This is a genomic window from Pradoshia sp. Z3_51 (assembly GCF_058215915.1).
On the sequence record NZ_JBZAJC010000006.1, the window covers coordinates 25,229 to 45,553 of the forward strand.

A 20,325-nucleotide genomic window follows, 5' to 3' on the forward strand; every position below is an offset into this window, starting at 1 on the left:
ACATCTAGTGATAATCATTACCAATGATAAAATGAAAATTCAGGAAAATTGTAACGATTTTAAGCACCTGTAAAATTGCTTCTAAAATAATATTCCTTTAACCCAACGATCGCTGAAAGGTTTCATCAACTTAGGCTTTTGTAATAAAAACTCAAAAAAGGCATTCCTACTAAGTTACAGGTGAAATCCATTTAAACTCCTACTTAAGAATCATTTTTATACAATCTTCCTTTAATTCGTAGTAATCTTATAAGGTTTATTGTAATATACATCTATCCAAACAACGGAGGGATCTCATCATGATACAAATTATTAGTTATGGCCTTATCGTCGGACTTCTCTTAGGCTTTGTCTTACAAAGAGGACGTTTTTGTGTTGTCGGAGCATACCGTGACCTGCTTCTCGCTAGGGATGGACGCATGTTTCTCGCAACCATGATCGTTATTGCCATTCAGGCAATTGGTGTATATGCACTTGCAGCTAACGGAATCATCACCATCCAAGCGGATGCATTTCCGTGGTTAGGAACGATTGTTGGCGGATTTATCTTCGGAATTGGTATGGTTCTAGCCGGAGGATGTGCTACTGGTACTTGGTATCGGGCTGGTGAAGGGTTAATTGGGAGCTGGATTGCATTAGGCGGCTATGCACTTGGTGCCGCAATGACTAAGTTTGGGATATTAAGCGCTGTGGGCGGAAATGTACTATCCTATAGAACCAGCGATACGTATATCCATGAAACTTTCAACCTATCTCCATGGGTACTTGTCATTGCTTTTGCATTACTTATTGGATTTTTCGTATACCGTAACTTAAAACAGCCTAAGCTGCCATCCTTTAAAATGAAACAACAGAAAACAGGGATTGCCCATATTTTATTTGAGAAACGCTGGCATCCATTCATCACGGCGCTGCTCGTTGGCCTCATCGCTATTCTTGCATGGCCTTTAAGTGAAGCAACAGGGCGAATGGCCGGTCTTGGGATCACAACTCCAACCGCACAGTTGTTAACATTCTTTGTTAATGGTGATACATCCCTATTAAACTGGGGAGTTTTCCTTGTACTTGGTATTGGCCTTGGATCCTATATTGCCGCTCGCGGCAGCAATGAATTCAAATGGCGCCTTCCGGATAAAAGAACACTTGCATACAATGCTAGCGGTGGACTTATCATGGGCTTTGGTGCATCGCTTGCAGGCGGATGTACCATCGGAAATGGGCTTGTAAATACTGCTCTGTTTACTTGGCAAGGCTGGGTTGCTGTTGTCTTCTTCTTATTAGGAACATGGACGGCTACTTACTTTACAATTATCCGAAAACAAAAAAAAACAAAAAGCAGGTACCGGTAATACAGCGGTGGCCTAATTTAATAGGAGGGTATACATTATGGCAAAAGTACTCGAGACAAACGGAATGGTTTGCCCCTTCCCACTAGAAGAGGCGAAAGTGGCAATGGTAGAAATGGCTGTTGGCGAAGAATTAATCATCAATTTTGATTGCACCCAAGGAACAGAAAGCATTCCGCGCTGGGCCGCAAAAGAAGGTCATGAGATTACTAATTTTGAACAAACAGGCAGTGCCGAATGGCAAATCGTCTTGAAAAAAGGCCAATAAATTAAACAAGGGGCAGTCGCATAAATATATTAGCGACTGCCCCTTGTTAATTCCCCCACAAAGTCTCTCCTATTAGTAATGCCTTCAATTGTTCTTTCTGCAACTGTCTCCTGCTCCACTCATCCAACAATCGCTCTAATGCTTCTGGTCCTGTATCATCAGCCAATCGATAGGCACCGTAATGCATAGGGATAAAATAGTCCCCCTTCAATTCTAAAAATGCTTTGATAGCATCTTCAGGATTAATATGAGAGCTTGCCATAAACCATTCAGGCTCATATGCTCCAATTGGCATAAGTACATAATTGATTTGGAACTTCTCCGCTATATCTTTAAATCCTCTGAAATAACCTGTGTCTCCAACAAAATAGACCTTTTCAGATGTATTGACTTTTTCAATCACCCATCCTCCCCAGTGGGAAGTATTCATATCAAAAGCCCCTCGTCTTGTCCAATGCTGCGCAGGAACAAAATGAAAAGATACATCTCCATGTACGAATGTCTCCCACCAGTTTGCTTCATGAACTTTCCCATACCCTCTTTTTAAGAAAGCTTTTCCCAGACCAATGGGTACATAATAAACCGGGTCACCCTTCAATTTTTGGATGGTCGGGAAATCCAGATGATCATAATGTCCATGAGAAATTAAAACGGCATCGATTGATGGTAGGTCATCTATCTTCAAACCCGGTTCTGTCAGTCGGGTTTGAACACCCATCCGCCTCGCCCAAACTGGGTCAGTCAAAATATTTATCCCTGCCATTTGAATTAAAAAGGTTGAATGGCCAATCCAGGTTATAGAAGTTCGGGATTGATTTCTTTTTAGCTCCTCAATCTGCGGGTTATCAACACGGCTAATTTGAGTTTTTAAATCCTTTTGTTTTCTCCGCCGTTCTTTATTCCACCGATACATATCCAGAAATGTATGATCATTCCCTACGCGATCAAGATTTTCAAATTTTTTCATCATATAGATACAATCCCTCACTCTTCTTTATAAACCCAGTGAAATGTATTTAATCTCTAAATATTCATCTATTCCATAATGGCTTCCTTCTCTGCCCAGTCCACTCTCTTTAAATCCTCCAAAAGGTGCCTGCGCTGTTGAAGGCAACCCATCATTAACTCCAACAATCCCATATTCCAGATTTTCAGCTATCCAAACAGCCTCCCGAATATTATCCGAGAAAACATAAGCAGCCAATCCAAATGGTGTATGATTTGCACGTTCTACCGCTTCTTCAACTTGATCAAACACTGAAATTGGAGCAATTGGGCCAAAGGTTTCTTCTTTCATACACAGCATATCATCAGTCGCACCCGAGATAATTGCAGGAGTTATAAAATGTCCCGGCATGTCTTTCGGAACATATCCACCTGTAAGAATGGTTGCGCCCTTTTCTTTCGCATCATCGAGGTGTGACATAACCTTTTTTACAGCTTCCTCATTTATGAGCGGGCCAATATTATTTCCCTTTATCAATCCATTGCCTACCTTTAATTGTTTGACTTTTTCCGTGTATAGATTAGTAAATTCATCCATAATTGATTGTTGGACAAATATCCGGTTGGCGCATACACACGTCTGACCCGCATTACGGAATTTGGAATCGATTGCTCCCTGAACTGCTTTTTCAATATCAGCATGCTTTGTTACAATAAAAGGCGCAAGTCCTCCTAGTTCGAGAGAAATCTTCTTCACCGTATCTGCAGCATCTTTCATTAAAATCTTCCCTACTTCAGTCGAACCGGTGAATGTAATTTTGCGGACTCTTGAATCCTTCTGCCAAACAGACACGATACGCTTTGCATCACCTGTAACAATATTAATGACTCCGGCAGGGATATCAGCTTTTTCAGCCAACTCAATCAATTTCAAGGCTGTGAATGGTGTTTCTTCAGATGGCTTCAGAACAACCGTACATCCTGCTGCCAATGCCGGTGCCACTTTTCTCGTAATCATGGCAGCCGGAAAATTCCAAGGTGTAATCGCTGCTATCACCCCGACAGGCTGTTTTTGAACGAATATCCGTTTATTAGGTGAAGATGCCGGGATTGTCTCGCCGTATACACGTCTACCCTCTTCAGCAAACCAGGTAATAAAACTGTTGGCGTAGCGTAATTCCCCTTTCGCCTCTTCAAATGGTTTACCCTGCTCAAGCGTCATAATTTCTGCTAATTCATCTATATGTACATCTATTAATCTGGACCATTCCCGGAGTTTTGTACTCCGCTCCTCTGCAGTAAATTTTGACCATGCCACTCCACTCTTATAAGCTGCCTCAACCGCATCCTTTGCATCAGATTCAGATCCATTCGGAACGCTTCCTATCACCTCGCATGTAGCTGGATTATATACATTTATTGTATTTTCACTGTCTCTCCATTCTCCATTAATATACATTTGTTGTGGAAAGCATATACTCTTCATCCCTATATTCCCCTCCCTAAAGTAAAAAAGATACTATTTACTAGTTTCCCATTCTTTTTCATCTAAAAACAATCATTTGTTTCGCCCTTGCGAATTGAATATGAAAATAGAACAAAATCAATAGTAATATCCATATTAATCCATTAAAATGAAAATAAGACATTTTTTATAATTTTTGGAGGTTGAGAGATTGAAGAATCCCCAACGAAAGAAAAAGAAAAAAAAGCAATCCGTTAATACGCGAACAAATATATTACTTTTTGTTGTCTTTTTACTATTCACAGCCTTAATTTTACGATTAGGATTTTTACAGATTGCTCATGGTGAATCCTTCAAGAAAGAAGTCGAAAGGACAGAGGATATCACCATTAACAAACCTGTACCACGCGGCCTGATTTATGATAAAAATCATAAATTAATAGTTGATAATCAACCTGTCAATGCAATCACCTATACGCGCAGTAAAACAGCAAAAACAAAGGAAATGGTAGAGACAGCCGAGAAACTATCTGAATTAATCGATATTAGTAAAGATGACCTGGAAGATATAAAAGAACGGGACCTCAAGGACTTTTGGATTATTATGAATCCGAAGGTAGCAGGGAAAAAAGTAACAAAAAAAGAGCTTTCTGATAAGAAGGATAAAGAATTATATAAACTTCAGCTCGAGCGTATCACTGAAGAAGAGTTATCTTCATTCACAAAGGCAGAGTTAAAAACTCTCGCTATTTTCCGTAAGTTTAACAGCGGAACATACTTGACTCCACAAATTGTTAAGAATAAGGATGTCACCGATGAAGAAATGGCTCGGGTCACTGAAAATCTGGATGAATTGCCTGGAGTCGATACCTCAGTCGATTGGAATCGTGCATATCCGCTTGACAGTACTTTAAGATCTATCCTTGGCAGAACAACCTCATCTGATGAAGGTCTCCCAAAGGAAAAGGTCGAATATTATTCTTCCCGTGGATACAGTCTTAACGAGCGTGTCGGTGTTTCAAACCTTGAACTTCAATATGAAGATATTTTACATGGCCAAAAAGCTAAGTCAAAAAACAAACTCGATAAAAGCGGAAATATTTTATCCATAGAAGAACTTAGTGATGGTCAACGTGGAAAGGACCTAGTTCTGACAATTGACATAGATTTCCAAAAGAAAGTGGAAACCATTATTGAAGAAGAGTTAAGAGCTAAAAAAGCAGCGTATTATGCACCTTATCTTGATCGAGCATTTGTTGTAGCCATGAATCCTAATACTGGCGAAATATTAGCGTTAGCAGGCAAACAATATGTTTGGGATGACGAAAAAAATAAATATGAAATGAAGGACTTTGCCCAAGGGACTTATACAACTGCATATGCAATGGGGTCGGCAGTCAAAGCAGCCACCGTATTAACCGGTTATCAGGAAGGGGTTCTTAATCCCGGAACCACTCTATATGATGCTCCAATGATCATAAAAGAAACACCGATAAAAAAATCCTATACAAATATGGGGTACGTTTCTGACTTAACTGCCTTACAGCGATCATCCAATGTGTATATGTTTAAAACAGCTATTGCAATTGGTGAAGGCAATTATGTTCCGAACGGACCATTATCTGTAAAACCTGAAGCATTTGATATGATGCGAAATCATTTCTATGAGTTTGGATTGGGTAAACGAACAGGTATCGATCTGCCCGGAGAACAAATTGGCTACAAGGGGACAGAATTGGGTGCCGGTAAACTGATGGACTTGGCGATCGGGCAATATGACACATATACTCCGTTGCAGCTTGCGCAATATATCTCTACCATCGCCAATGGTGGATATCGTATTCAGCCTCGTGTTGTTAAGGAGCTTCGTGAACCAGTACTTGAAAAAGGAAAACTTGGACCAATCTTCCAAGAAATTGAACCTAAATTCCAAAACCAATTGAGTATGAATGAAGATTGGATTAATCGTGTTAAAGAAGGGTTACGGCTTGTTACCCAAACGTCAACAGGAACCGGATACAAAGAAATGGGTAGAGAACCATATAGACCAGCTGGCAAGACAGGTACAGCAGAAGCCTTCTATGATGGACCAAAATGGACACCAGGAACCGAACAACCGGAAACATGGAATATCACATTTGCTGCGTACGCACCACATGATAATCCGGAAATCGCTATAAGCGTTGTAGTACCGTGGGCGTATCAATCAAATGGACATCGTATGAATATGGATATTGGGAAAAAGGTATTTAGAGCCTACTTTGGAACGGAAAAAGAGAAGGAAGCAAATTAAAGAGACAAACCATACAAAAGGAAATAATACAATACATTCTGTTTGAGCCATCGCCCATCTTTTAGACGAATAAGCTCCTTCTTTATATAGACACATATACTATAAGGAACCAGTTCAGAAGGAGTGAATGGAATGCCAAATGAATATGATCAGCAAAATGTAAATTTCCCACATGAAATGAGACAACAAGGCTATTATGGCAGCGGTTATGGACATGGGCAACACGGTCATTATGGTGGTGGTATGGGCCATCATCAACATCATCACGGATATCACGGCGGTATGGGATACCCTCATTATTCAGGCGGAGGATATGGACACCATATGCCTTACCATCCAGGCCATCACCATCATCAACATCACGGATATGGCGGAGGCCACGGATTCCCACATCACGGCTGGCAAGGACAGCAGTGGGGCCAAGGATGGGGTCAAGGACAATCAGGTTACGGAGGCTTTTCATCTCAAGGTCGCGATCCGTATTCCTATGAGGAATTTGCCACAGATCCATCACAATATTCAAACCCATATTACCAATATTAATAGAGTAAAACACACAGGTTTATCCAATCTGTGTGTTTTTTTCGTAAAATTTATCCAGATTAACTTTACGCTTTCAAGGGTAAAAACCTTCAATAAGCTTATTAAGTACTTAGAAAGGAATTTTTCTCATGAAAGAGCTCTCGATAACTGAAAAACAGGTTTCTAGTGCCAACTTCCAATTTGTATTCCCATTTTCGCTTATACGCGGAAAGGAAGATGATTTGGTTGAGAAATTGAAAAAAAATCAGTTTAAATGGTTTAGACTGGATAACCTCGAAAAAGAAGACGATTTCTATGGCAGGTTTGAAATAGATCACGAAAATATGGAGAATTTTTTTCTTCCTTTTACAAATCGAATTTTATTCCCTAAAAAGGAGGATGGGAAAGGATTTCAACGGTATTCCAAAATGTATCTGGTTTCTGGTACATTACAAACAAAGTATTGCAGCACCAAATTTGTAGTTGAATCCATTGATATAACCGTATGTCCATATCAATTAGGTTTTTTAACCATACGTGTTCATTTGGATGACCAAGGTCAATCATTGGATCTTTCTGAAGTCATTCATTTTGCTTCAGAATTTAGGATCATGGAACAAAATCAGCCTACTTCCAAAATAATCTACGAAAATCAGGAATTCGACCATGTTGAGCGCTTTTTGTTAGATTGTCTCATGCCTGAGATAAAAAAATATATGGATGATAGTACTGAGGATAATGCGTACTTTGAATCCTTCCCATTTTTTGAAAATAATCATTTATATGTTCAGTCCTTGATTGGATTGGTACCTGATGAAAAAATCGAGGATTACGATATTTACCGATTAGGTAATCTGGATGGGTATTCTCCAAATAAAAAGCCATATATTAGTTGTAATAATCAACAATTTATTGATCAATATATGGATTCTATCGTTTATACCCGTTGGGCACCGTTTACCTATTACATACCCGATGAGCAGGGTATTGCTTGTATAACCACTTGTACTAATGATGCATTTAATAATATTGCCAGTACCTTTTATGGCGAATACTATTACGGATTAATGCTCACTTTATTTCATAAAATCACTTTGCTTAAGGTGGCAAATGAATATTCACGTGTGAGAATTTCACAGGATACAAAACAAGTAGAAAAATTAATCCATGCCATCAATGCCTTCTCATCCAATTATTATTTTTTTGAACTGGCAACCAACTCTAAGGGCCGTGATATTTTTATCCGGCTAAGAGAAAGGTTTAAGGTAGACGATTTATTCGAGGATACACGTGCAACGCTACAAAACTTAAATCAATATCAAGAAAATTTCACATCCAAACAAGGCAATATGCTTTTACAAATTTTAACCCTCTATTCAGTCATAACTGGAATATTCGGAATGAATTTAGTTTCTGAACAACTTAAAGGGAATATTAATTGGTCCAGTTTATTATCGAGTTATAATCGGCTCGAATACTTAGCATTATTTGTAACATTAACCGGTGTATTTATCTCCATTATCTTAGGATTTAGATTTGTATTTTTATGGATAATGGATAAAAGGGAACGTAAAAAGTGGAGAAAGGAAATTGAGTATCCAAATACAAAGTAAATTTTATAACAGATAAACCTCCGTTTAAATCAATGTAAACGGAGGTTTTTATATTCCTCCCCCTCTAAACTAAATCAAAAAGATTTAACTCCAGAATTATCCATGAATCAAAGGCCTAATTTGCTTACTATAACTTTTGGCTATCTTATTTTCAATCAAGTTTTGCAGCAATTCATAATCCAGCACACCTGCAATCAATTGAATAATATTCCTTAGTTAACTAATACTAACGTTTATCAATTAAGGTTTAGGTGATGGATATGAAATTCTTTAAAAAGAGAACGACAAACCAGACTAACGAACAAGTACAATCGAACGAGGCATCTACTCCAGATATACGGAGCTTACAAACAACCTGTCATGTAGAAGATAATATTGAAAAACTGAAAACAGCCTTTTCTAATACACAAGATTTCGATACACGTTATTTCTCAAATGGTGATCACAAATATGGAATGGCATTCATCAAAACAATCGTTAAAAAGGATATTATCGATCATTTTCTGATAGAACCATTAGTGGTTAACTCTTCACTCAGCCCTGCTAACTTACCTGTGGCACATGTTTCTGCTTATACCTGTTTTGAAGATATTATTAATAATATGCTCGACGGTAATATTGCTCTGTTTAAAGAAGGTGATACAGCCTGTTATTTAGTAGAAGCAGCAGATTTTAAGACTCGTTCTATTGAGGAACCTGCATCGGAACAAAGTATACGTGGTTCTCATGAAGGGTTTGTAGAGAAAATTGAAGATAATTTAAATCTGATAAGAAAAAGGGTCAAAACGGAGAACTTGGTGGTTAAAACAAAAACACTTGGTTCATATCCAAAGGCTACTGCCGCTCTTTTTTATATAAATGGGAAAGCAGACCCGGAGGTTATAGAAAAAATAGAAAAAAAATTAGACTCTATTCATCTTGATACAGCTATCAATACAGAAGTTATTCAAAATTATATAGAAGACTCAGTTTATTCACCATTTCCGCAAATTTTGAATACAGAAAAACCTAATCGGGTTGCACATCACTTATCAATGGGTGCCGTTGGCTTAATGACTGAAGGAAGCTCTACTGTCTTCCTGATGCCAATTACATTCTTTACTTTTTTTCATGCAGCGGATGATATTGAAAGCCGTTTTTATATAAGCTCATTTGAACGGATTTTACGCCTGTTTGCCTTATTTCTGGCCATTACCTTACCATCATTTTATATCGCTCTTGTATCATTTGATTTCGAGATTATCCCGTTAAATCTTGTAGCAAATGTTAAAGGATCTTTGGAGAACATTCCCTACTCCCCCTTAATCGAAGCTCTTATTATGGTGGTCATATTGGAACTTCTTAAGGAATCCGCCATCCGTTTACCCAGTTCCGTTTCACCAACGATTGGTGTGGTAGGTGCTTTGGTCATAGGTACTGCAATTGTTCAGGCTAACCTGGTTTCTAATACGATGTTAATCGTGATTGCGATTACAGCCATTTCGGCATTTACTATTCCAAATCAGGAAGTCGCACAAATGATTCGTATTCTAAACTTCCCGCTCATCATTATAACTTATATTTTTGGCTTAGTTGGAATAGCGATTGGATTCACTTTAATTATCTATCATTTATGTGAATTGGAATCTATGGGAAAACCTTATTTAGCACCGGTCGCGCCGTTTAATTTTAAAAGCTTGTCGAAAATGCTATTCAAAATACCATTTAAGAAGGAGAGTTAAATGGACTATGATAGCTTCTAATAAAAAGTTATTGTCAGCTCACCAATTATACTTTTTAACCGTCCAATCCGTTAGCTCTGTCATGATTTTTGCCATTCCTTATCTTGTTAATGAGCATAGTAAACATAATGCCTGGATATCTGCCATCATCACTTTAATCTTCTTTCAACTAATTGGATGGGTCATCTTTTCATTGCATAAACGATTACCGGATAAGAATCTATTCCAAATGACAGAGATTCTAACAAGCAAATGGATCGGAAAAATAATGAATTGGCTGTATATCATCTATTTCATTGGCCTTGCTACCTATACGGCTTTATATTTTACGTATTTATCAAAGGAATGGACACTGCCTGTCACACCGCTATTTGTTGTTTACCTAATCTTTATTTTAATGGGACTCTATATAGCCAAAGGGACGATAACTACACTCGCGCGGTTCAGCGGCATAACATTCCTAGCGTTAACAGGCTTTCTCCTGTTCTCTATTTCTTTTGCCATTCCTAAAATGCATCTTTTATTTCTACTGCCAGTTGGGGATGTTCCGGTTACTAAAATTTTGAATGGTTCATATCATATGGGGATTGGTTATGCAGGCCTAAGTTCATTACTTGTATTATTACCACTTCTTCATGACAAATTAAAAACAAAAAAAAGAGTAATTACTTTTTCAATCCTGACTATTTCATTGATTTATCTTGTTTTATTAGTAATCTGTCTTGCCCATTTTGGTACATATTCATTAGGTCTAGTTCCAATTCCAGTTCTCTATTTACTAAAAATATTGACGATACTTAGCATTTTTGAACGGATGGATTTGATTATTATGTGCGCCTGGATCTCACCAATGCTCGTTTCCTATGTCCTATATATTTTTATAGCAGGAATAGGAATATCAGAAAATACTCGATTCAAGAACAAAAAAATCATTGTATTGGTTATTACTTTGATAATCTCACTTCTATGTGCTCTTTTTCCGGAAGCGCAGGATAACATGATTCGTCTTAATAATTATTTGCTACCCTTTACTTATGTGTTCATGATAGGGTTTCCCATTCTTCTACTGGCTATTGCTATGATTCGAAAAATAAACCAGAGTCATCAAAATCAGGCAGGTGATTGATCCATGAAACTATTAAAGATAGGTTTAATATTATCAATATTGATTGCTACCACAGGATGCTGGGACCAAAATTTTTTATCTAAAACTTCCCTGGCATTCAGTTTAGGTTTTGACAAAGCTAAAGGCCCGGAACCACTGGAATTAATTACAATTATTCGTGCATTAAAGCCTGCAGGTGGGGGACAAATAGAACCCTATAATACCAGTTATAAAGTAAAGGGAGCATCTCCATTAATTTTAAGGGAAAAAATGAATCAAATTACGCCCGGCGAATTCTCAATAAATAAATTAAGTAATGTTTTAATAGGCGAGGAATTGGCGAAAACAGATATCTATCCCCTGCTGGATGTGTTATATCGTGATGCAAAAAGTAATGTAAACGCAAAAGTCTTGATTACAAAAGGAAAATCACGAGACATTTTAAAAGACGAGTATATTAAGGGCACTTTAATTAGTAGAGCCATACAAGAGTTACTCGACAGTGCAGAAGACCATTCCATGATTCCTGAGCAATCATTAGCTACGATTATGCCTGCCATGTTTGATCCAGGTCAGGATTTTGTCCTTCCCTATGTAGAAAAACTTAAGGGTGGCCTGGTAAAAGTAAAGGGAGTAGCTTTATTCGATAACTTAAGTTATACCGGTAAAAATTTAATTGGGGAGGACTCTTCTTTATACTTATTAATGGTTGGCAAAGAAGGAACCTATACTCAATTTACAATAAATAATCCGGAGAAAAAAAATGAAATTGATGAAAAGGTTAGCTTTTTTATTCGAAAAAACACCCATAAAATAAAATTAAAAATCAAGGACTCTAAACCGGTCTATACAGTTTCATTAAACTTAAGGGTTTCTGTATCTGAATATACAAAGGGTTTGCTTAAAGAGGACGAAATTAAAACCCTTGAGAAGCATATTTCTAAGGACTTAACGAAACAAGCTAGAAAAGTAACTGATACGTTAGTGAAAAGCAATTGCGATGCACTCGCGCTTGGCCGTAAGCTGATGGTTAAGGATCCAAAATTGTTTGATGAGTATAAGAAGAATGGAAAGTTAGATTTAAAAAAAGTTGAGATTAACCCAACTGTTAAAATAAAAGTTGTGGACAATGGAATTTTAGATTGAATAGATTTTTGATAAGAGCGAGGACGACGTATGAATACTGCTCAGTATATTTTCAATAAACTTCATTTAGTTGCTCGTCTGATTATTATTATCGTTGGCATTATTCTAGTCTATGGAATCCTTATGCATCTGATTGAGCCTTCAACATTTACCAACATTGGTGAAGGAATATGGTTTACCATTGAATCAATTACAACTGTGGGGTATGGCGAAATTGTGCCCAAAACTCTTTTAGGGAGGTTAACTGCCAGTACATTAATCTTAATTGGTGCAGCATTTGTTTCTTACTACTACGCATCTATGTCATCCTATGTGATTAAACGGCAGACAGCCCTGCAGCTTGGTTCTGCCATCTATACAAAACGTAAGCATCTTATTATAGTTGGTTGGAATGAATGTACTAAAATGCTAATCGATACATGGCATAAGGAGAATCCACGAAGAAATATAGTCATCATAGACGAGACATTAGAATCCCATCCAATGCCAGACACTCATATCTTTTTTTTGAAAAATGACAGTACAAATGAACAGACATGGATTCATGCAAATGTAACCGAGAGTGAATTCATCATTTTAACAGCAGATCGCTCGAAAACTGAACGTGCTTCTGATTTGCATGTCATCGCTTCCTTACTGTGTATTAAAGGCCTTTATCCAGAAGCCACTTGTATTTGTGAAATAATGGCTCCCTTTCAAATGAAAAATGCCAAACGAGCTGGTGCAGATCGTATTATTGCAACTAATACGATTATTAGCCAAACCATTATAGAAACAGTCGAACAAGAGCCGTCTTCAAGATAATTTTATTCATATCCCAACACAGCAATTTCCGCTTCATTTACTAATACTCTGCCTAGATCTAAATATCTTTCCAAACCTGAATCACCACCGTACACATTATCTGATGGATTTGAGTAATGATCAAATTCACATTCATCTGAATATGGGTGGTGATTCATATAAAATTGGGCACCGGTTTTAGCTTCATAAGATAATAAGTAAGGAGTCCCAAAGCGGATTACTCCGTTTTTATCTTCTATAGACCCCTTAATGGTGGTAAAGGGAATCCTAATATAATTTGATTTACTACCGCCATCCATTAGATAATCAAAATAACCATGCTTATAATCCCAGTTCCCGCCAACGATAAACCCATGGCTTCCAAGCTGATGATGGGCATACACATAATTTGTTATTGTATTTGTTAGACGTGATGGTATTTCAATCATGTTATCCCTTCCTTCCTTTAGATCCTTTATTAATATCCACTGATAGAAGGAAAGGTATGTCTGGTATTGGCAGCCTTCAACACCTAATATTCTCAACTATGGTACATATAAAAAATACCCGGTTCATTTACCGGGTATTTTTTGCACGAACATAATATTAAGAATTTAATCGTTTTTCAAGCTCAGCTTTCTTTTCTTCAAAGCCAGCTTTGCCAAGTAAAGCGAACATATTAACTTTATATGCTTCGACACCTGGCTGATCAAATGGATTTACCCCCATTAAATAGCAGCTCATTGCGCATGCTTTTTCGAAGAAGTAGACCATATAACCAAATGTATATTCATCAAGTGCCGGAATGCTCACAACCAAGTTCGGAACTCCGCCATCTGTATGAGCTAATAATGTACCCTCAAATGCCTTATTATTCACGAAATCTACTGTTTGTCCAGCTAAATAATTGAGGTTATCCAAATCATTTGCTGCCTCTTCAAGAACTAATTCATGGCGTGGCTTTTCTACTTTTATAACTGTTTCAAACAGATCTCTGCGACCTTCCTGCACGTATTGTCCTAATGAGTGAAGATCAGTTGAGAAGTTCGCAGAAGATGGATAAACTCCTTTTTGATCTTTTCCTTCACTTTCACCAAAGAGCTGTTTCCACCACTCGGAGAAATACTGTAAGGATGGCTCATAGTTAATCAACATCTCAATGGTTTTCCCTTTACGATAAAGAAGATTACGAACAACTGCATATTGATACGCCTCATTGTTCTCTAATTCAGATTCAGAATAATCTTGCTCAGCTGCAGCTGCACCTTTCATGATAACATCGATATCCGCTCCGCTTGCAGCAATCGGCAGTAATCCAACAGCTGTAAGAACAGAATAACGTCCGCCTACATCATCAGGAATGACAAATGTTTCAAACCCTTCTTCATCAGCAACTGTTTTTAAAGCGCCTCTAGCTTTATCTGTAGTTGCATAAATGCGGCCCTTTGCTGCTTCTGCGCCATATTTTTCTTCCAATAGCTTACGGAAAATACGGAAGGCAATCGCTGGTTCAGTAGTTGTACCGGATTTAGATATAACATTAATCGAGAAATCTTTTCCTTCAAGAAGATCCATTAAATCGCGCATATATGTAGAACTGATATTGTTACCTGCAAAAATGATTTGCGGAGCTTTACGCTTTTCACTAGGCAGAATATTAAAGAAGCTGTGTTGAAGCATTTCAATTGCCGCTCTAGCTCCAAGATAAGATCCGCCAATCCCAATAACTAATAAGATATCAGAATCGTTTTTAATCTTTTCTGCTGCTTTCTTTATACGTGCAAACTCTTCTTTATCATAATAGGAAGGCAAAGATAACCATCCAAGATAATCATTACCAGCTCCTGTTTTTTCATGGATTGTATGATGCAGTTGCTTTACAGTATCCTTCATATAAGACACTTCATGCTCTTGGAAAAATTCTAGTGCTTTTGAATAATCAAATTTAATATGAGTCATTTTTTGTCCTCCATTCAGTTTCCTCATTTTCACTTTACAGAATCCGAAAATGATAATCAAGTTGCGACTAATAGCTTCAAAAATTTCAAGCGTTTACATTTCGTAACATTGAGAAAAAGGTCTTACAGGAAGACCTTTTTTTCAAACTATAAAGATGCTTTGAGAATAGATAGTACATCCTCTTTATTAAGCTTTTTAAAGTTTCCGAACTCTCCATTCACCATTGCTTTGTCTGCTATTAACTCTATTTTGGAATCGTCTATATCATAATCAGCCAATCGGGATGGAGCACCGATTCCTGTCCAGAAATCTCTTATATTACGGATACAATCATTAGCGATTTCCTCTTTTGATTTACCAGCTGAATCAACGTCAAATACCTCAGTTCCCAATCTGACTAACTTATCAAGATTTTCGTGCATACAGTGCTTCATCCAGTTTGGAAATAGGATTGCCAGACCCCCTGCATGAGGAATATCATAGACAGCTGACACAGCATGTTCGATATTATGCGTTGCCCAATCGCCACGGATACCCACACTCAATGTACCATTTAAAGCCACCGTTCCACAGTAAAGAATAGTTTCCCGATACTGATAATTTTCCATATCGTTCAGTAATTTTGGAGCCGTTTCTTTAACTGTTTTTAACACTGATTCACACATTCTATCCTGTAAAGGTGTATTTTCTGTGTGGTTAAAATATGTTTCCAACACATGTGACATCATATCAACCATTCCGTAAATCGTCTGATCGCGAGGAACTGTGAACGTATTAACCGGATCCAGGATAGAAAACTGAGGGTATGCATAGGGTGAACCCCACCCGTGCTTCTCCTGTGTCTCCCAATTCGTAATCACACTGCCAGAGTTCATTTCAGAGCCTGTGGCTGCCAGTGTTAAAACTGTACCAAACGGCATAGCGCCCTTTACTTTGGCTTTCTTGGTGACTAAATCCCATGGATCTCCCTCATACACAACACCTGCCGCAATTGCCTTCGTACAATCAATAACACTACCTCCGCCAATAGCTAAAAGAAAATCAACCTCATTTTCTCGGCATATATCGACACCTTTGCGCACAGTAGAGATACGCGGATTTGGTTCTACTCCAGATAATTCATGATAGGTTAGTTCTCTGTGCTTCAGCTCATCAACAACACGATCATATAAGCCATTTTTCTTTATGCTTCCCCCACCATAAATTAATAAAATATTTTTTGAATCGGCTGGTATTAAATTTTTCAGTTCTTTAACTGTATCCTTACCAAATACTAAATTTGTCGGATTTTTATATGTAAAATTTTGCATAATTCTATTTCCTCCCTATTATTCCGTTTTCTTTATCTTTAATTCCTTTAATTTCATTAATAAAACCTAAAATCATGTATAATATTTTCTTTTTTTAACCACTCTATAACTGAACCATGCTTTTTGAAGGAGGAAATCAAATGAGTGGTATACAACGTACCGCACTTGTCTTAACAATTATAGGCGCCATTAACTGGGGACTTATCGGATTTTTCCAATTCGATTTGGTTGCAACTGTTTTTGGGGGCGGAAGCCAAGCTGGTGGTTTCGCACGTGTTATTTATGCACTTGTTGGAATTGCAGGCCTTGTCAATCTTGGATTATTATTCAAGCCAAGCGAACAAACAAGCAGCCAGGAACAACCAAATCCATCAAAATCATAATATCTAGAATAGGCCCATCCCTTTATTTGGATGGGCCTATTCATTTATACAGACAATACCTTTTTAATTTTTGAAATCGCCCAATCAAGCTCTTCTTTGGTAATGATAAGTGGTGGGGCAAAACGGATGACATTATCATGAGTTTCCTTACATAATAAGCCCTCATCCTTTAACCGTTCACAATATGGGCGTGCTGATTCCGTTAATTCCATACCAATAAATAAACCACGGCCTCTGATTTCTTTTATAATAGGATTTTCAATCTTCCTTAATTCTTCACTCAGATAGGCTCCCAGATGTTCGGATTTTCCAGCCAAATTCTCTTCAACTAACACATCAATAGCCTCCATAGATACTGCGCAGGCTAATGGATTACCACCAAAAGTAGATCCATGGGACCCCGGATTAAAAACATCAAGAATATCATGATTGGCCAGAATACAGGAAATTGGGAATACTCCGCCACCAAGGGCCTTACCCAAAATATAAATATCAGGAACAACATCCTCCCACTCACATGCAAACATCCTGCCCGTTCTGCAAAGCCCTACCTGAATCTCATCTGCAATAAATAAAACATCATTAGCCTTACATACATCATATGCTCCCTTAAGGAACCCTTCAGAAGGTATATTAATTCCTGCTTCACCTTGGATTGGCTCAATCAAAAAGCCTGCTGTATTGGGAGTAATCGCTTCCTTTAAAGCTTCTATATCGCCAAATGGGATAAGCTTAATGCCTGGCAGCATTGGACCAAAACCTCTTTTATATTCTTCATCAGAAGAAAGAGAAACAGCGAGCATCGTTCTGCCATGAAAGTTCCCAGTGCAGGCGATAAATTCTGCCTTGTCCTTTTCCACTCCTTTTACATCATAGGCCCATCTTCTTGCAGCTTTAAAAGCTGTTTCAACCGCCTCCGCACCAGTATTCATAGGAAGTGCTTTGTCTTTGTTTGCTAGCTTACAAATTTTTTCATACCATGGACCAAGCTGATCATTATGAAAAGCTCTTGACGTCAGAGTTACACGATCTGCTTGCTCCTTTAAAGCTCGAATAATTCTTGGGTGACGATGTCCCTGGTTTACAGCCGAATAAGCACTCAGCATGTCCATATATCGGTTTCCCTCTGGATCCTTCACCCAAACACCCTCAGCTTCTGCTATAACAATCGGCAATGGGTGATAGTTCCTGGCACCATATTGTTCTGTTTGTTCAATCACTTCGTTGGAAACAGTTGTCTTTGTCACATGAATCGGCCCCCTATCTAAGTTTTTCATTCGTATAAGGTATAATTCCATTCGACTAAAAACCCATTTAAACGATAATTGAGTCTTGTCTATATTATCCGATAATTTACGAACAATTGGAATTAATAACTGTTTACAACAAAAAAACTGCCCTCATCACAGTCGAAACAAGTGATGAGGGCAGTTTCTGCATTTCTATTCAATTATTTTTTAATAAGATCTTCGCGTTTGGATTGTTCAATCCACTCTTCCAATTTATCTTTAAGTGTATTGAATCCTTGTGGTGTTTCAGCAGGCGGAATTTTAACTGAACCTTGTTGAGATTTTTTCTTAGGCTTACGAGCTTCCTGTTTAACTGCTGGCGGCTCTTCTGTAGCACGGATAGATAAAGCGATTTTTCCAGCTTCTTCATTAACGGAAAGAACTTTAATTTTAACTTCATCGCCTAATTTTAATTGATCATTAATATCTTTCACAAACCCGTACGTAATTTCAGAAATATGAACGAGTCCTTGTGTATTTTCGTCTAAGGCAACGAATGCTCCATAAGGCTGAATGCCAGTTACTTTACCGGTAAGAATTTGACCTACTTCATATTTTGTAGTCATAATAACACTCCTATAAATGTTTAAATTTTTCGTTTATATACGCAATATAAAATTATAGCATAATGTTGAGCCATTATCAAAAATGACCTACACACTCTTCTATTTTTATTTACCCTATCGCCTAATAATAAACACCTTTCCCGACAGGAATAACTTACCTGTTCAATCAGATTTAATATTCTGGCAATTATTCCTGTATAATGCTACTATTATACGATTAATAAGATTACAAGCTATGAGGTGCATACATGCAAAAACATGAACAATGGTCATCAAAGATTGGATTTATTTTAGCTGCTGCCGGTTCAGCAATTGGACTGGGTGCCATTTGGAAATTCCCCTACATGGCTGGAACAAATGGCGGTGCAGCCTTCTTCCTTTTATTTATTGCGTTCACACTTTTTATCGGTGCTCCTATTTTAATTGCCGAATTTGTCATTGGACGAAATGCACAAAAAGATGCAGTCAGTGCCTATAAAGTTATAGCCCCTAATTCTAAATGGTTTTTATTGGGGTGGATGGGTGTAATTGCTTCCGTTCTGTTGCTATCCTTTTACAGTGTGGTAGGCGGCTGGATTTTATCCTATCTAGGCAGAAGTCTACTTGGGCAGATAACAGGGGTAGCTAATTATGAATCATTATTTAATAACATTATTGAAAATCCATATGAATCAATCATTTCTCAGATTCTGTTCATATTATTGACAATATGGGTGGTTCAGGGAGGAATCAAAAAAGGGATTGAACGGGCAAGCAAGTATATGATGCCGGCATTATTCATTTTGTTTATTATATTGGCCGTTCGATCGTTAACCCTGGATGGAGCTATGGAAGGTGTTAGATTCTTCTTGCAGCCAGACTTCAATAAAATCACTGGTGAATCCGTATTGCTGGCACTTGGACAAGCCTTTTTCGCTCTTAGTGTGGGAACATCTGTAATGGTAACCTACGCTTCCTATTTGCCGAAAAACGAGAATTTGATGAAATCCGGCTTTTCTGTTGTGGGATTAAATATTTTAATCTCCTTATTAGCAGGACTTGTTATTTTCCCTGCCGTATTTGCGTTGGGATATGATCCTGCATCAGGTCCAGGGCTAGTTTTTGTCATACTGCCAGCTGTATTTAATGAGATCGCATTCGGAGGATTTTTTATGATCATCTTTATGGTCTTATTGTTATTTGCGACTCTTACCTCCGCCTTTTCCATTTTGGAAATTGTTGTAGCAGTCATTTCAAAAGAAAATCCCGAGAAACGAAAATCTTCCGCATGGCTGGCTGGAATCATCACCTTCATTGTTGGGATTCCGAGTGCTTTATCCTATGGCATTTTAAATGATGTTCATATTGCAGGGAAAACATTCTTTGATCTGGCAGATTTTATTGTTTCAAATCTTGCCCTGCCGCTCGGTTCACTATTTATCTCTATATTTATAGGTTACGTTATGGATAAAAACGCAGTCAGAACAGAGTTACAAAATGGCTCGAAATTGAAATACTGGATGTTTAACGGTTGGTATATCCTAGTCCGTTACGTATGCCCTGCCGCAATTTTATTAGTCTTCCTGAACTCTATTGGAATTATTTAGTAAGGTGGTAGAATATAAGGAGAAC

At 37.8% G+C, this 20,325-nt stretch carries 18 protein-coding genes; 11 read left to right on the plus strand and 7 right to left on the minus strand.

From position 1 onward, the window contains the following. The first annotated feature begins 299 nt into the window (after window positions 1-299). Entirely contained in the window at window positions 300-1,349 is a 1,050-nt protein-coding gene (locus tag AC4BHA_RS12630) for a YeeE/YedE thiosulfate transporter family protein (RefSeq protein ID WP_490558741.1), read from the plus strand. A gap of 37 nt (window positions 1,350-1,386) precedes the next feature. Then, a complete protein-coding gene (locus AC4BHA_RS12635) occupies window positions 1,387-1,614 on the plus strand; it encodes a sulfurtransferase TusA family protein (RefSeq protein WP_139892323.1) in 228 nt (75 codons plus the stop codon). A gap of 46 nt (window positions 1,615-1,660) precedes the next feature. Here the strand turns inward: AC4BHA_RS12635 and AC4BHA_RS12640 are convergent, their stop codons facing one another. After that, window positions 1,661-2,584 (minus strand): MBL fold metallo-hydrolase, encoded by a 924-nt coding sequence (locus AC4BHA_RS12640; RefSeq protein ID WP_373925484.1) that lies wholly within the window; start codon window positions 2,582-2,584, stop codon window positions 1,661-1,663. 24 nt (window positions 2,585-2,608) lie between these two features. Beyond that, the gene (locus AC4BHA_RS12645; RefSeq protein ID WP_139892322.1) at window positions 2,609-4,045 is read right to left on the minus strand and encodes an NAD-dependent succinate-semialdehyde dehydrogenase; all 1,437 of its coding nucleotides are present in this window, start codon (window positions 4,043-4,045) and stop codon (window positions 2,609-2,611) included. 190 nt (window positions 4,046-4,235) lie between these two features. Between AC4BHA_RS12645 and AC4BHA_RS12650 the strand changes: the two genes are divergently transcribed. The 7 genes from AC4BHA_RS12650 (at window position 4,236) to AC4BHA_RS12680 (ending at window position 13,228) form a co-directional block, all read left to right on the plus strand. Further along, on the plus strand, window positions 4,236-6,317 hold the full coding sequence (locus tag AC4BHA_RS12650; protein WP_225983623.1) for a penicillin-binding transpeptidase domain-containing protein: 2,082 nt from the start codon (window positions 4,236-4,238) through the stop codon (window positions 6,315-6,317). Window positions 6,318-6,449: 132 nt separating this feature from the next. Further along, on the plus strand, window positions 6,450-6,860 hold the full coding sequence (locus AC4BHA_RS12655) for a hypothetical protein (protein WP_140461705.1): 411 nt from the start codon (window positions 6,450-6,452) through the stop codon (window positions 6,858-6,860). Window positions 6,861-6,988: 128 nt separating this feature from the next. Further along, window positions 6,989-8,452 carry a hypothetical protein gene (locus AC4BHA_RS12660; RefSeq protein ID WP_490558742.1) on the plus strand — a complete coding sequence of 488 codons (1,464 nt, stop codon included), beginning with the start codon at window positions 6,989-6,991 and terminating at the stop codon, window positions 8,450-8,452. Between the two features lie 260 nt (window positions 8,453-8,712). Beyond that, window positions 8,713-10,173 (plus strand): spore germination protein, encoded by a 1,461-nt coding sequence (locus AC4BHA_RS12665; RefSeq protein ID WP_180349987.1) that lies wholly within the window; start codon window positions 8,713-8,715, stop codon window positions 10,171-10,173. 7 nt (window positions 10,174-10,180) lie between these two features. Then, a complete protein-coding gene (locus AC4BHA_RS12670; RefSeq protein ID WP_139892311.1) occupies window positions 10,181-11,299 on the plus strand; it encodes a GerAB/ArcD/ProY family transporter in 1,119 nt (372 codons plus the stop codon). Window positions 11,300-11,302: 3 nt separating this feature from the next. Further along, a complete protein-coding gene (locus AC4BHA_RS12675; RefSeq protein ID WP_148630739.1) occupies window positions 11,303-12,424 on the plus strand; it encodes a Ger(x)C family spore germination protein in 1,122 nt (373 codons plus the stop codon). 30 nt (window positions 12,425-12,454) lie between these two features. After that, window positions 12,455-13,228: a potassium channel family protein gene (locus AC4BHA_RS12680; protein ID WP_066106697.1), complete on the plus strand. Its 774-nt coding sequence runs from the start codon at window positions 12,455-12,457 to the stop codon at window positions 13,226-13,228. A gap of 2 nt (window positions 13,229-13,230) precedes the next feature. On the opposite strand, the gene AC4BHA_RS12685 is transcribed toward AC4BHA_RS12680, so the two are convergent. The 3 genes from AC4BHA_RS12685 to AC4BHA_RS12695 form a co-directional block, all read right to left on the minus strand. Then, window positions 13,231-13,656, minus strand: coding sequence for a YugN family protein (locus AC4BHA_RS12685; RefSeq protein ID WP_148630737.1), 426 nt, complete (start codon window positions 13,654-13,656; stop codon window positions 13,231-13,233). 157 nt (window positions 13,657-13,813) lie between these two features. After that, on the minus strand, window positions 13,814-15,166 hold the full coding sequence (locus AC4BHA_RS12690; protein ID WP_490558743.1) for a glucose-6-phosphate isomerase: 1,353 nt from the start codon (window positions 15,164-15,166) through the stop codon (window positions 13,814-13,816). A gap of 146 nt (window positions 15,167-15,312) precedes the next feature. After that, on the minus strand, window positions 15,313-16,476 hold the full coding sequence (locus AC4BHA_RS12695; RefSeq protein ID WP_490558744.1) for an iron-containing alcohol dehydrogenase: 1,164 nt from the start codon (window positions 16,474-16,476) through the stop codon (window positions 15,313-15,315). 140 nt (window positions 16,477-16,616) lie between these two features. Here AC4BHA_RS12695 and AC4BHA_RS12700 point away from each other — a divergent pair, with 140 nt between their 5' ends. Further along, complete coding sequence (locus AC4BHA_RS12700) at window positions 16,617-16,859, plus strand: DUF378 domain-containing protein (RefSeq protein ID WP_066106678.1); 243 nt, start codon at window positions 16,617-16,619, stop codon at window positions 16,857-16,859. 44 nt (window positions 16,860-16,903) lie between these two features. Here the strand turns inward: AC4BHA_RS12700 and AC4BHA_RS12705 are convergent, their stop codons facing one another. After that, complete coding sequence (locus AC4BHA_RS12705; RefSeq protein WP_490558745.1) at window positions 16,904-18,106, minus strand: ornithine--oxo-acid transaminase; 1,203 nt, start codon at window positions 18,104-18,106, stop codon at window positions 16,904-16,906. Between the two features lie 203 nt (window positions 18,107-18,309). Further along, the gene (gene yugI / locus AC4BHA_RS12710; protein ID WP_490558746.1) at window positions 18,310-18,714 is read right to left on the minus strand and encodes a S1 domain-containing post-transcriptional regulator GSP13; all 405 of its coding nucleotides are present in this window, start codon (window positions 18,712-18,714) and stop codon (window positions 18,310-18,312) included. Between the two features lie 248 nt (window positions 18,715-18,962). Here yugI and AC4BHA_RS12715 point away from each other — a divergent pair, with 248 nt between their 5' ends. After that, a complete protein-coding gene (locus AC4BHA_RS12715) occupies window positions 18,963-20,300 on the plus strand; it encodes a sodium-dependent transporter (protein ID WP_490558747.1) in 1,338 nt (445 codons plus the stop codon). Window positions 20,301-20,325: the final 25 nt, after the last annotated feature.